The sequence below is a fragment of the Pectobacterium parvum genome (assembly GCF_020971565.1).
GTDB lineage: Bacteria > Pseudomonadota > Gammaproteobacteria > Enterobacterales > Enterobacteriaceae > Pectobacterium > Pectobacterium polare.
The window spans coordinates 3,841,231-3,855,603 of the sequence record NZ_CP087392.1 but is presented as its reverse complement, the minus strand read 5'-3'; the positions used below and the strand labels follow the sequence as shown (position 1 = coordinate 3,855,603).

Below are 14,373 nucleotides of genomic sequence, written 5' to 3'. Positions count from 1 at the left end.
CTATCGGGAAACATATCCATGAATGACAGTAATAAAATCGCGATCGTTGGTTACGCCGGCTCATTACCGGGTTGTCCTGATGCAGAGCAACTGTGGCAACTGACTTCACAGGGAAAAGAAGGTATCCGACGTTATACACAGGAAGAGATTGCCAAACACCTGCCTGCCTCATTTTATCAACTACCCAGCTTCCGTCCCGTTGGCGGTGGTCCCGAAAATTATCGTCAGTTTGACGCTGCTTTTTTTGGTTATAACCCTAAAGAAGCTGCTTATATGGATCCGCAGATCCGAAAATCACTGGAATATGCCTGGCTGGCGTGTGAACACGCAGGTTATGCACCCGATCAGATTTCCGTGCCAACTGGCGTCTATACCGTTTCGGCTGTGAACAGCTATTTTAATGAAAACCTTGCTGTCCAGTATCACCAGCGAGCGGATTTACATGAGCAAACGCAACTTCTCTATCTGAACGAACCCGATTTCATGGCTTCGCGGATTGCTTATCATTTTAACTGGCAAGGGCCAGCAGTAAATCTTCGTAGTGGATGCTCGAGCTCACTGGTTGCCATTCATGAAGCCTGTATGAGTTTATTACAGTTTGATATCGATATTGCGGTGGTAGGAGGAGCGGTTATTAAACCACGCTATCAATATGGATATCACCATGAACAGGATGGTATTCAGTCCGATTCTGGCCATTGTGCACCTTTCTCCGCAGATGCGGATGGTACGATTTTTACCAATGGTGTCGGCTTTCTTGTGCTCAAGCGCTATGAAGACGCCATTAAGGATGGTGACAGCATTCATGCAGTCGTTCTCGCTACAGCCATAAACAATGATGGCTGCGATAAAGTTGGCTACATGGCACCCTCGGTGTCGGGTCAGATCAGAGTCATGCTTGGTGCGCTGGCAAATGCGGAACTGGAGCCTCAGGATATTACCTATATAGAAGCGCACGGTACCGGCACCAGTGTTGGTGATCCGATTGAATTTGAAGCGCTTACAAAGGTGTTTGACGGGCTGCCTGCGGGATCGGTGGCGCTGAGTACGGTTAAAGCCAATATCGGACATCTGGACGCGTTGTCTGGGCTCGCAGCTGTGCTCAAAGTCATTCAGGACATGAAGTATCAATCTGTCTCACCTCTGGCAAATTATACCCAGCCCCATCCTGCTGTCAGACTTGATCAGTCTCCTTTTACCATCCCGCAAAGTCTGACTGAGTGGCAACCCTCCGCGTCGCACCAACGCATTGCTGCCATCAGCTCATTTGGCGTAGGTGGAACAAACGGGGCATTGATCCTCGAGCAGGCACCTGCTGACGTCAGGCCGACAGTGGTAGCAGGTACACCTATCTTTATCGGCTTTAGTGCTCGTACTCCCGAGGTCGTGTTTCAGCAGGTTAAGCGGATGCATGATTGGCTGAAGGAGCATCCTGAAAGTCAATTAACCGACATTGCCTGGACATTATTGAGTGGGCGTAGCGCATTTAAATATCGCTGGGGCTGTGTCGTAGATTCAGTGAGTGATTTGTGCGACAAACTGTCAATGGCTGATTCTGTTGAGTGTATGGCCGTTACGGCGAGTCGTAGCTGGACGCTGGAGGAAGCTCAGCAGGCGACGGCGGTGCAACTGTCTGATTTCTGGTTAAGCGATGGCAACATTGTTACCAACACGTCTTTTCCCCAGAGCTGTCGACGTATTCCTTTACCTGGGTATCCTTTTCAAGCTCATGATTACTGGATCGATGCGGAAGCGTTCAATACAGAACAGGGACAGTCAACTGAAAATGGAAAAATCAGTGATATTTCCCAGTGGTTTTATACACCCTATTGGAAAAAGCAGCGCATCTCTGCCTTGCCCGTTAATTTAACAGGTAAACGCATACTGATGTTCCATCATGACGATAGTTTTTCCGGGCAGTTTAGCGAGGAATTAATCCAACAGGGTGCGAGTCTGTTACATGTAGTCGCTGGGGAAAAATATGCCCGACTGGGCGACGATCATTATCGTATAGAGCCCGGCAATGAAATGCACATGAAGTTGCTGATTCAGGATTTGGCTGAAACCGCTATGTTGCCCGACTGGGTGGTTCATCTGTGGTGTCTGGGTAATCAAGATGAGACAACAGATCGCATTCAGTCTCAAGGGCTGTATACCATGGTTGCCTGGTGTAAGGCGTATAATGAGCTAGCGCTAACGGTGAATTTTCATACGTTACTAGTTGCAGACAGAATGATCAGCATCGTTGGTGAAGAGGATATTGAACCAGCAAAGTCTACGTTGCTTGGCATCTCACAAGTGTTGCCCAAAGAATACCAGGACATCCAGTGTCATCTGGTGGATATCGCGCCTAATTTTCAGGCCGAACAAACGATTCGGATGATATTGGCTGAGATGGGCAGTGGCAGCAGCAGCGAAATCGCCATAAGAGGTGTCCATAGATTTGTAAAAGACTATGCACGTTATAGCGTGTCAGAAACACAGCTGGGCGAAAGTCTGCTGTCCGGTAACAAAACTATCCTTATTGTGGGCGGACTTGGCAATTTTGGTCTGGAACTGGCGGAGTTTGTGGCACTGAATTATCAGGCACAGGTCTACCTGACTACCCGCACGCGTTTTCCTGCCCGTTCAGAGTGGCAAAGCTGGCTGGAACAGCACGGAAGTGAGAGCACTGTCAGCGAAAAAATACTGCATTTACAGAGAATTGAAGATCTGGGGGGCAGAGTTGAGATCTTGACGGCGGACATTACTTGCCTGCAAGACTTAGTCCAGATTAATACATTATTACAGACGCGTCACAGACGTGTGGATGGCGTTATTCATGCTGCCGGAACGGTTGACAGCGGAATGATCCATACAAAGACGCGCGATTCGCTGGAACAGGTCTTCTCGCCTAAAATTGCCGGCACAATGAATCTCTGTGATGTTTTCCTGCCACTTAATCCTGATTTCATCCTGCTTTGCTCCAGCATGAATGCCATCATCGGTGGCTTGGGTCAGGTTGACAATACGGCTGCGAATGCTTTTGTGGATGCCTGGGCGGAGCACTGCCATCAACGCGGCTACACGCAGGTGCTGGCGATTAACTGGGGTGCTGTGAACGAAGCGCGGGCCAGAAACTATTCTGCACAGCCACAGTTCAAAGAACTTAGCCGTGAGCATATTAAAAACAAAATGTCTCAGGATGAGATTTTTGAAGTCTATCGCCGACTATTCTCTACTACTTTTGGTTCCCGTGTCGTGGTTTCCACACTCGATTTCAACAAAGTTATTGAAAACTGGTCGCGAGTGGGATCTGTTGCGTCGCTGACGCAGAAAGTAACGCTGATCTCACGTAGTAGGGATGAGTTTGTGCAAACCTCGTGGAAAGATCCTCTCTCAACGTATGAAATTACCGTCGCAAAACATTGGGAAGCATTGTTAGGCATCGATCGGGTTGGTAATGATGACAATTTCTTTGAGTTAGGTGGGAATTCTTTAATCGTTCTGCAACTGATAAGTCTTCTTAAAAAAGACTACCCCATCAAGATGCACGCCATGGCGATTTATGAACATCCAACCGTGCGGGAATTTGCAGCTCACGTTGAACAGTTAGCGCGTGAATATATGGACAAAGCCCAGATTGCTTAATTTGTATCAACGGATGATAAGAGAGATAAGAAATGAATGGTTCCATTATTGAGCGCGTGCTGAATCACGCAAAGCTTCGGCCGAATGCGCCTGCTATTTACTGGCAGCAGGATAAAATTAGTTACTACCAACTGGCGCAAAAAATTCTAACGCTGGCGGAACATTTCCGTCGGATCCCGCAGCCGGGACCTGTGGCTGTTCATCTGTCCAGAACACCCGATTTAATTGCGGCATTACTGGCAGTTTGGCACAGTGGACGTGCATTTGTTGCGCTTGATGCTCGGCATCCGGAGGCGCGGCGACAAAGTATTATTGTCGAAAGTGCACCAGCAGCCATTGTCTATGACACGCAGCCTCCGACTGCAACAGACTGCCAGCTATGGCATATTAGCGAGCTGACAGAAAATAATGCAGCCATGGCCGACATGCTGCCTCAACAACATTCTAGTGATACAGCTTATTTACTGTATACATCAGGTTCCACCGGCAAGCCTAAGGGGATTGCCATCGGTCACCCCAGTGTGGATGCATTAACGGACTGGGCTCTGGCATTTTATTCGCCTAAACAGCTGAAATGTGTACTCGCTTCCACAACCATCACCTTTGACTTGGCTATTTTTGAGATTTTTGTTCCTCTGGCTGCGGGAACGTCCCTCTATCTGGTTGATTCTGCACTTGACTTGTTGACGCCATCGTCCAGCTACGCTGTGCTGACATTAATTAATACGGTGCCTTCAGCGGCTCGCGAACTGGTGCGTGCACAGGCGATCCCTCAGGGTGTTACGACGGTGAATCTGGCGGGAGAAGCACTGCACTGGAAGCTGGTTAATGACATTTACCAGTGCAGCCAAGTGAGCTGTATATGCAACCTGTGGGGGCCATCAGAAGATACAACCTACTCAACTGTTTATCGAAGTTTGAGGGAAGAAGAACGGCCGGAAAGCGGGCCTGTACCGATTGGCCGGGTCATTGAGGGAAGCCAGGCATTTATTTTAAATGATGCACTGCAGTTGGTGGAGTTTGGTGAACCGGGAGAGATATGTCTGGCGGGCAACGGGCTGGCTGAAGGCTACCACAATAATCCCAGCCTTACCGCTGAACGCTTCCCTTTTATCCGTGGGCAGGAAGGACAGTTGTTGCGTATCTATCGGACTGGTGACTGGGGGCATCAGGATCGCAGTGGCATTCTGCATTTCCATGGACGTATGGATTTTCAGGTCAAAATTCGCGGTTACCGCATCGAGTTGGAAGAGCTGGAACAGTCCTTACTGACACTCAATGAGGTACGCGAAGCCGCCATCATTGTAGATAACACACACCAGGAACAGCAAAAGTTGATTGCTGTTGTGGTAAAAAGCGATATTAATGAGCCGGACGGCGATTTTACTGCCCGTTGCCTAAGTCGATTACAGGCAATGCTCCCCCCTTATATGATGCCGCATGTGTGGCATATCCGTTCAGTAGTGCTGCCGCGGACAACGAGTGGTAAAATTTGTCGACGAACCCTCAGTGAGGAATGGAGTCAGACATTATCACTCTCAAGTGAACCCCCATTGTCTCCAGTTATACAGCTTATGTCAGAGGCGCTTGGATCAGTTCCTGATGAAGATGCGGCATTCATGGCGCAGGGTGGGGATTCCCTTTCTGCTGTGAGATTTCAGACACTGCTCCGCACACAGCTCGGTAAGTTAGTGAGTCTTGATACTTTGCTGAGCCAGAACGTCACTCTCAGGGATCTGGAACAACAGATTCAAAGGATGCCTGTGTCTGTTGGGGCGGTTTCGGCGCCACTTACGCTTGAAGCCGATCGCTTGAGTGCAATTGAGTACCGCATGTTTAAGGTGTATCAAACGCATCGTGCCAGAGCCTGCTACAACATCGGAGTAACATTATGTTTTGATGAGGGCGTCGATGTTCCTCGCTTAAAACAGTCATTTCTCACCGTGCTTCACAGGAGTCGGGCTTTATCTTGCTGTATCGAACCGGATGAGCAGGGGGCCTGCTATCGTCCTGCATGTCTGGATGACGTGTGGCGGCAGGAATGTGGTACGGGCACAGACGGTGAACTATCTGCATTTTATGCGATTCCATTTCAGTTGGAGTCTGAGCCTCCTGTTCGGGCATTGTTGCTTAACAATGGTCATGCTGTGGGCAGCACGTTGTTGCTTTCAATCGCTCATACTGCAGTGGACGGGCTTGGCTTACGTGCGTTGCTTCAGAACATCGCATCACTTTACCGGGATGAGAGGCATTCAGCACCAGCGACTTATGTGATAACTGATGTGATAACTGAACCCGATGAGGCACGTCGGCGGGCCGCCCAGTCTTACTGGCAAGACGTTTTGAACGGATTTCAGTCAAAACCTGTCTGGCCTCAGGCGTTGTGCAATGTACCCGATGGCTCACTCTCCTGGACTTTCAGCCGTGAGGTACATCAAGAGCTGGTAGATAAAGGGCGTGAAAAAGGCGTCACGCTGCCGGTATTGCTCATGACGACATTATTTATCGCGCTTCAGCGATTAAGCGGAAATCAGGACATAGTGATCGCCACTCCTGTGGCAAACCGCCAGCAATCAGAGTTACAGCGTTGTGTTGCGAATATGACCAATACGCTGCCTTTACGTTGTCAGTTGAACGATGAGAGCAACGCGGGGGATGTGCTCCGGAAAATTCAGAAACAGCTCAGTGATAGTCTGGCCTGGCAGGACGTAGCCATAGACGGAATAATGGCCGATCTGGAAGGTGTGGCAGATAAAGATGCCATGTTCAGTACGCTATTTAGCTATATGGATTTTCTACAGGGCATGGGAACATCTTTTGACCTGTCTGTTCGCTGTGATTTTTATCAGCCTCAGGAAGCCAAAGCACCGCTGGTGGTTTCCGCTATTGTGACGGAAGAGGGCGATTTAAGAGTGATTTTTGAATATCAGGGAGACACGGTTTATCCGGAATGGGTAAGCACACTCTCCCAGTTGTTCAAACAACTCCTCTGTCAGGGCTGCGCGATGGAAGACACGGTACTCCGTCAAATCAACCCAGTTCCTCTAGCGCAGCAGCCTTTATTACAGGCATTGCAGGAATCCTCCCCTGTGGCAACTGCTACATCGCTGGTGAGTTGGCTGGCCACCAGTGCAGAAATCTTTTCCAGCCGTATTGCTGTTCAGGATGACGATACCGCAATAACGTATGCCCGGCTGTGGCAGGAAACGGAAAGCCTAGCCGCTGGATTACAGGCTTCAGGGGTTAAACCGGGCGATGCCGTCGGTGTCAGTATGGAAAAAGGCTGGCGATTGATTGCCGTTTTATGCGCGGTATTGCGTACAGGTGCTTTCTATGTGCCGCTTGATCCCCGTAATCCGTCTGCGCGAAATCACTATATTGCTCAACAAAGTAAAGTTTGCCTGACGGTGGTGGATGATTCGGTCATACCTGCGTCGAAAGACATTCATTACAGCGTGCTCCTGCGCCCGAACCAGAGTATGACACCAGTATCGGTTTCCGGAGACGATCTGGCATATGTCATATTTACGTCTGGGACAACAGGGCAGCCTAAAGGTGTCACTGTAACGCATCATAACGTCTGCAGACTGTTCAGCGCCTGTCAACAATGGGCCAACTTTGGCGAGCAGGATAGCTGGACGTTGTTTCACTCCTTTGCATTTGACTTTTCAGTGTGGGAAATATTTGGTGCCTTACTCTATGGTGGGCGTCTAGTCATCGTTCCTCCAGCCCTGGCAACTGACATGGTCGGCTTCGCCTCCTTGTTGGATCAACACTGTATTACGGTATTAAGTCTGACACCCACTGCGTTCCGTAACTTCATTGGGACCACGGGTACGACGTTAAATCATCGCCCGAGGATGATTATTTTTGGTGGAGAGGCGTTACGTCCGGCAGATTTAAATCCGTGGTGGCAGTGTTACGGCTCAGAACAAACTCGCCTGATCAATATGTACGGCATCACTGAAATTACTGTTCATGCCACTGTGCATGAGATGTCCCCCGACGACACGATGTCATGTATCGGCAAGCCGCTTGCAGATAATGGAATTGTACTGCGGGATAAACGAGGATTGCTCTGCCCAGTTGGCGTTCCTGGCGAATTGTGTATCAGCGGAGATGGGGTGAGTCCCGGATATCTTAACTCGCCGGCGCTCAATCAGCAGCGGTTTGGCACACTAGTCAGTCAGACAAATCGCTATTACTTTAGTGGTGATTTGGCTGTTGCTGACGGCAATGGGCAACTGTATTACTTGGGCAGGCTGGATAAACAGGTAAAAATCAACGGCCATCGCGTTGAACTGGATGAAATCAGCGTCACACTCAGACAGATTCCGGGCATAAAGGCTTGTGTCGTAAGAGCGATTCACATAGGCGGTGGTACACGCATGTTGGCCGCCTGGTATGTCGCGGAACAGGATATTACGCCGCAAACGGTTACAAAACGTTTGTCGCAATCGCTGCCTGTATGGGCAATCCCCGAGAAGCTGATGCGTATTGCCGCCCTTCCGCTAACGGTAAACGGCAAAATAGATGAAAGTCAACTGCCTGACCCGTTAACGGACACAGGTCTTTCTCAACAGCATCCAACACAACCGGTACAGTACATCTGGCAGCAAATCCTTGGCCACGAAAGCCTGCCAGATGATTTGCCATTTTTTGAAGCGGGTGGCAGCTCAATCAAGGCGGCATTGCTGGTTCAGCAGTTGAATAAATTGCTGGAGCAACCTGTTATTACTTTACTTGACATATTTCGCCATCCCTGCATCCGTGACCAACAACGGTTGGTTGACCAGTTTTTTGAGGAAGAAACGATCTAATGACTATGGATATCGCAATCACAGGAATGAGTGTTCGCCTGCCCGCAAGTGACACACCGTGGCAACTTCATGAATTGTTGGCTGATGCTGGGTCGGCAATTGAACGGTTTGATAACGAGCATCCTGACAGAGTGGGTGCCAGAGGAATAATTCAACGGCACGACTGGTTTGATTCCCAGTATTTTCGGCTGGCTGAAGCGGAGGCCAGCCGTCTGGACCCGCAACACAGACTGGCGCTTGAGGAAGCAGTCAAAGCGTTGGAGTCTGCCGGATATCGTTCGCTTAGTAGCCGACAGGCTATTGAATGTGGCGTGTTTGCCAGTTGCTCCGCTAATCAGTCTCACTGGCGGGCCTGTCTGGAACAGGATGCAGACAATGCTATTGCCCGCTATAACCTGTTGCTCGCCAATGATAAAGACTTTTTAGCGACGCGTATTGCTTGGCATCTTGACCTCACGGGGCCTGCAATCACGGTACAAAGCGGCTGTTCCAGTGGTCTTGCTGCCTTGCATCAGGCTTGCCAGGCTTTACGAATGGGAGAGTGCTCTATTGCGCTTGTCGCAGGTGTTTCACTGACATTGCCGTTAAAGGAAGCATACCCTGTCAGTGAAGGAATGATATTTTCTTCATCCGGCTCCTGTTGCCCTTTTACTGAAGATGCTGATGGCACTATTGGCGGGACCGGGGCGGTTGTGCTCGTACTGCAACCGCTGGAACAAGCACTGCTGGAGGGAGCCCCGTGTTGGGGCATAATCAAGGGCAGCGCAGTTAATAATGATGGTAGAAAAAAGGTCAGTTTCACGGCACCGAGTATTGACCAACAGATTGCCGTTATGCAGCGTGCGTTAAAAGTGGCGGGAGTAAAAGCCAGCGATATTGGCTTTATAGAAGGTCATGGTACGGCAACAAGTATGGGGGACGCGATTGAGCTGGCTGCCTTGAGTGAAGTCTATGGTTGCCAGATGCCGCTCCCTTCACTCGGGAGTATCAAAGCAAATATCGGTCATCTGGATGCGGCAAGTGGCCTTGCGGGCGTTGCAAAATGTCTGCTGTCATTCCACAACCAACTGATCTATCCGCAGCCTCACAAGACCGGCACGATGCTCAAAGGCACGTCTTCTTTTGCTTTACATGCCCGGCCCTTGCCATGGCGTGGTGCATCACGCATGAGCGTCGTCACGTCGCTTGGCGTTGGTGGAACAAATGTGCATATGGTATTGGGCGCGGCACCACCACGAGAAATGAAGCATATAACTGGGCCCTTCCTTATCCCTTTGGCTGCATCCACTGGGCAGGGGGTACAGGAACTGGCACGTCAGTTGCGCGAAGCGACTAAATCCATGTCGCCTGACACACTGCCATATTGCGCCTGGACGCTTCAACAACGTTATCTTTCTGAAAAATACAGCTGCCGTTGTCATTTGGCTGTACAGAACTGGGAGCACTGGCAGCAGCAGTTACAGCAGGTTGCTGACGGGACTCCCCTGAGCATTATGCATTGTGAGGATGCTCCGCCAGCACTGAATAAAAATGAGGGGCTGTACAGAATCGCGCTACCAGCGACACCTCTTGACAGCCACAGCATCCCGTCACCAGCTGATCAGTCCGGCAAGAACTTCATTCAGCCTGAAGGGGGGGGACGTGATAGCGATCCCGAAACCCTGATTGTCGCGGCCTGGCAAAAATGCCTAGGGTTCAGTGATAAACCCACCACTGACACCCATTTTTTTGAAGCAGGCGGGAATTCTCTGCTTTCTGTTCAACTTATACAGGCATTAAAGCAGCAGGGCTTCACCACCGTGAATATCGCCGATATCTACGCTGCGCCAAAGCTAAGCCATTTTGTCAGGCGGCTGAAACAGAAGGACAGTGAGAAAGCAGACGTAGTGCCACAGGAAGTCACTACTGATTATGAGGAGATGTGACTGTGTATCTCAGCCCGGTACGTAATAACAGAGCAGATTCTGTCATCCTTTTTATTCCTCATGCCGGCAGTTGCGGTGAGGCTTATATGCCTTGGTTCAGGTATTTTTCTCAGCATGCGGATTGCCGATATTTGCAATTGCCAGCCCGTGGAGCCAGAAGGGAAGACGTTATGCCCGATAGTATCCAGTCAATGGCAGATTTGATAATGCCTGAACTAGAAAATCTCATGGATAAAAAGATAGTATTTTTTGGTCACAGCATGGGAGGTCTGATTGCATTTGAGCTGGCGTGTAAAATGGAAAGTTACTGGGATAAGCCTGCTCATGCTCTCTTTATTTCAGGTTGCCGGGCACCTGATGAACCGATTATCCGAAGCCTTACTGGTCTGGGTGATAAACAATTAATCCGAGAGCTGGCAGGCATGGGAGGGACAGAGACTTTCTTGCTTGAGCAGCCAGAACTGTTGTATCCCTTCCTGGCCACATTACGCCAGGATATTTGCTTGTGTGAAAAGTATGTCAGTCCGATATCTGAACCTTTGCGGACCCCGATCCATATTTTATGGGGAACGGAGGATGATTTGATCACACAAAAGATGATTGACGGATGGAGGCGATTTTCCAGCGGAGAGAACATCGCCTTTTATCCTCATAAAGGTGATCATTTTTATCATCACCAGCAATCAGAAAATGTAATGAGGCTTATCTGTGAAGTCTTAACTCCGGTTGGAAATAATTAATAAATTCACCCAATTTAACGATAGGTAAAAATACGTATGCACGATATGATCATTAAAAATACAGAGAAAAATATGATTAACATCAATGAAGTGAATGTCAGTTTTTATATGTCGGATAATATTTCTGAAAAATTTTCCTCTCTAGCTCGGCAGTTGCCGGATATGCAGGTACGCTACCTTAACGGACTTCAGTACATCGACTGTGGTAAACGCTCTGATACCTTTAATACTGTTTTTGGAACGCCGACATCACAGGAAGATATTACGCATATTACCCAATATTATCGTCAAAGAAATATGCCAGCAGCGTGGTGGTTTGCTGAACCCACGACGGTTATTGCAGAGTTATTGGAACAGGCAGGCTGGTGTCATGAAGAAAATGATGTAGGAATGTATTTTCCTCTGACTGCACCGATACCAGCTTGTCCGAAAAAAGTATTATCTTGCATCGAATATTGTGATAGTCCGGTGCGGTTTCGGGATTTTGGACAGGTTTTATCAGCTATATTCGAGCCGGGTAACCCTGTTGAAGCAGAAAACATCCGTGCAATTTATCAGGCAGCAGGTGAACATTGTACTCGTCTGGATGAACATCTTATTCAGTTGGTAGGGTATCTGGATGGGGTACCTGTGTCGACGGCTACCCTGTATTTAAAAGACAATGTTGCAGGAGTTTTTGATATTGCGACGCCGGAAAAATGGCGTAGGCAAGGCTTTGGTAGCGAGATGTTTCACAGTGCTTTACAGTTAGCACAGAAAAAACAAGCAAAAATTTGCGTGCTTCAGGCATCTCCTGATGGACTGAATATTTACAAGAAATCTGGTTTCAAAATTTCCGGTAAATTTGAAGTATGGAATCTGTCTGCTACGGCCTAATGCAAGGGCATGTAAATACCGTTTTTTAATTTTTATTCTTTGAGAGATGATATGTATCGTTCCCTGAGTACGACTATATTTTTATTTTTGACTTTAATGTCATACTTCTTTTCATTCTCGATTAACGCACAGGATGAAACGGAAAGTTTAATTGAAAAGCTAACGAATCTTCCAGGCGCAAGTAGTTTTGAAGGGCCTGTGCGAAATGTCATAATCGAACTGTGGAAAAATAATAATGTTGATATATCCATTGACAATGTAGGTAATGTTATTGCGCGGATTAAAAACAAAGAATCAGAGAAATCAAAAAACAATCTCCATGTGTTGATCATGGCTCATATGGATGAGGTAGGGTTTATCATCACAGATATTGATGAGCGAGGATATATTAAAGCAAAACCATTAGGAGGTTGGATAGATCATGTTTTATGGGGGCATCGCTGGAATATTTCGATTGGCGATAAAACGCTGCCTGCTTTCACTGGAATGGATGCACCGCATGTACTCAATGATTTCAGCGTTCCTCCAGCGGTCACATCGGCAAAACTATTCTTTGATACGGGACTTACTCGGCAGCAACTGTTGGATAGAGGTGTCAGGCCTGGTTTAGCTATCACGCCGGCCGCTGAGTTCACGATTCTGGATCCGGGTAAACGCTATGCGGCTAAAGCATTTGACGATCGCGCTCTTCTTGCCATGATGACCGAACTGCTGGCTGACATCAGTAAAAACCCTGAAACTTATCAACATCTCAATCTCACCTTTGCTGCAACCGTACAGGAAGAAGTCGGCATGCGAGGCGCCGCCGCGCTGGCTGGGCAGGTTGATGCTGATGTGATTTTGAATCTGGAAGCGGGCATTGCAAAAGATTACCCTACTCAATTTACCCAAGAAACTACCCCCATACTGGGTGCTGGGCCGGCTTTGTTCATCTACGACGGAAGTATGTTACCCGATACTCGGTTAGTGACGTTTATTCATGATGTAGCCCGTGATCACAATATTCCGAAACAGTGGGAGAGTGAACACAGTTACGGTCAGGATGCCTCTTCGCTACAGTTTTCTGGAAAGGGTGTCCGAGCCATTAATTTGGCTCTACCGGTACGTTATGCTCACAGTCAATGGGGAATTATGGCGCGGCAGGATTATGATGCCATGCTTCAGTTACTCAAAGTGGCGTTACAGGAGATAAGCAGGGATAAGCTATGAACCATCAGCGTAGATTTTGGCTGATCATGCTAATGTTGACTTTGCCAGCGCTTCTGGGGGCGCTGGCAATGGATATGCTCTTGCCAGCGCTGCCTGACATGGCCGTGTCTCTCCAGTTAACCGCTGGTCAGATGCAGTGGATGCTGAATATTTTTATTCTGGGTTTTGCTCTTTGCCAGCTCCTGGTCGGGTTGGGTGCCACCCGTTTCAGCGATCATCAATTATTTTTGCTGGCAATTGTGTTGTTTATTTTGAGTTCAGCAGGTATTGCGTTCATAACATCTTATACCGGAATACTCGTGTTGCGTTTTATGCAGGCTTTGGCGTCCTGTACAACACTGGTTATATCAATGGCATTAATCACACAAAGTTTTACAGCATCACAGGTAACCAAAGGACACAGTATTCTGTCAGGCATAACTAGCCTTGGACCATTGCTTGCACCTCTGGTGGGTGTTGCAATTCTCAACACAGGGGCTAACTGGCGTGGCATATTTTTTATGCTCGCGTTGACGGGGTGCCTGATTCTGCTTTTATTTTTTCGGGTTAGTCCTTTATTTTACTGGCGCACGCAGCCTGCGCCTCTGCAATATTACGGGCAGATTGCACGGAGTCCTCTATTCTGGCGTTATGCTATATGTTCATCAGCAGGCATGAGTTGGATCTTTTTATTCTTTTCTACCTCGCCTTTTATTGTGCATACGGTCTATCTGCAGGACAAATTGGCGCTTGCATTGTTGTTTTCTATAGCTTCGGGTTGTTTCATGATTGGCAGCTACATGGGTGCTCTATCACGGCAGAAAGAGCCTTCAGGGCTGCTTTTGGAGCACTGCCTGATAGCTCAGATAGTATTGTCTGCTTTTTTAGCAACGGTCACTGTTTTCTATGAATTGCCTTTTTATGGGTTTGTTACCTGGATAATGATGATGCAAGTAAACTGTGGCCTTTATTTCGGACCTGCCATTTCTGCTGCATTACAAACATTTCCCGATATACCGGTTCAGGCTGCTGCTTTTCAGGGATTTCAGCAATTTTTCATCACTTTTCTGATCACTGGCCTGTTGCTGTTTTTTTTCAGACACGAAATTTACGATTTGAGTGTGATGGTTCTCATTGTTTCTTTTCTGGCTGTTAGTGCTGTTTCAATTGTTAAAATTAAATACGGAGTATGAT

7 protein-coding genes are annotated in these 14,373 nt (G+C 48.2%); all 7 read left to right on the top strand.

What is annotated here, in order from left to right:
• The first annotated feature begins 18 nt into the window (after positions 1 to 18).
• Genes LOZ86_RS17390 through LOZ86_RS17360 form a run of 7 tightly spaced genes read left to right on the top strand, consistent with a single transcriptional unit; the run spans position 19 to position 14,372 of the window.
• On the top strand, positions 19 to 3,630 hold the full coding sequence (locus LOZ86_RS17390) for an SDR family NAD(P)-dependent oxidoreductase (RefSeq protein WP_230242511.1): 3,612 nt from the start codon (positions 19 to 21) through the stop codon (positions 3,628 to 3,630).
• A 32-nt stretch (positions 3,631 to 3,662) separates the two neighbouring features.
• The gene (locus LOZ86_RS17385) at positions 3,663 to 8,450 is read left to right on the top strand and encodes a non-ribosomal peptide synthetase (protein WP_039513009.1); all 4,788 of its coding nucleotides are present in this window, start codon (positions 3,663 to 3,665) and stop codon (positions 8,448 to 8,450) included.
• Positions 8,450 to 10,375: a beta-ketoacyl synthase N-terminal-like domain-containing protein gene (locus tag LOZ86_RS17380; protein WP_230242509.1), complete on the top strand. Its 1,926-nt coding sequence runs from the start codon at positions 8,450 to 8,452 to the stop codon at positions 10,373 to 10,375. The genes LOZ86_RS17385 and LOZ86_RS17380 overlap by 1 nt, the downstream gene beginning before the upstream one ends.
• A gap of 2 nt (positions 10,376 to 10,377) precedes the next feature.
• The gene (locus tag LOZ86_RS17375; RefSeq protein WP_072012370.1) at positions 10,378 to 11,115 is read left to right on the top strand and encodes a thioesterase II family protein; all 738 of its coding nucleotides are present in this window, start codon (positions 10,378 to 10,380) and stop codon (positions 11,113 to 11,115) included.
• A gap of 36 nt (positions 11,116 to 11,151) precedes the next feature.
• Complete coding sequence (locus LOZ86_RS17370; RefSeq protein WP_224718532.1) at positions 11,152 to 11,991, top strand: GNAT family N-acetyltransferase; 840 nt, start codon at positions 11,152 to 11,154, stop codon at positions 11,989 to 11,991.
• Positions 11,992 to 12,042: 51 nt separating this feature from the next.
• Positions 12,043 to 13,200, top strand: coding sequence for a M42 family metallopeptidase (locus LOZ86_RS17365; protein ID WP_039483786.1), 1,158 nt, complete (start codon positions 12,043 to 12,045; stop codon positions 13,198 to 13,200).
• Positions 13,197 to 14,372 (top strand): MFS transporter, encoded by a 1,176-nt coding sequence (locus tag LOZ86_RS17360; protein ID WP_039483787.1) that lies wholly within the window; start codon positions 13,197 to 13,199, stop codon positions 14,370 to 14,372. Before LOZ86_RS17365 ends, LOZ86_RS17360 begins: the two co-directional genes overlap by 4 nt.
• Position 14,373: the final 1 nt, after the last annotated feature.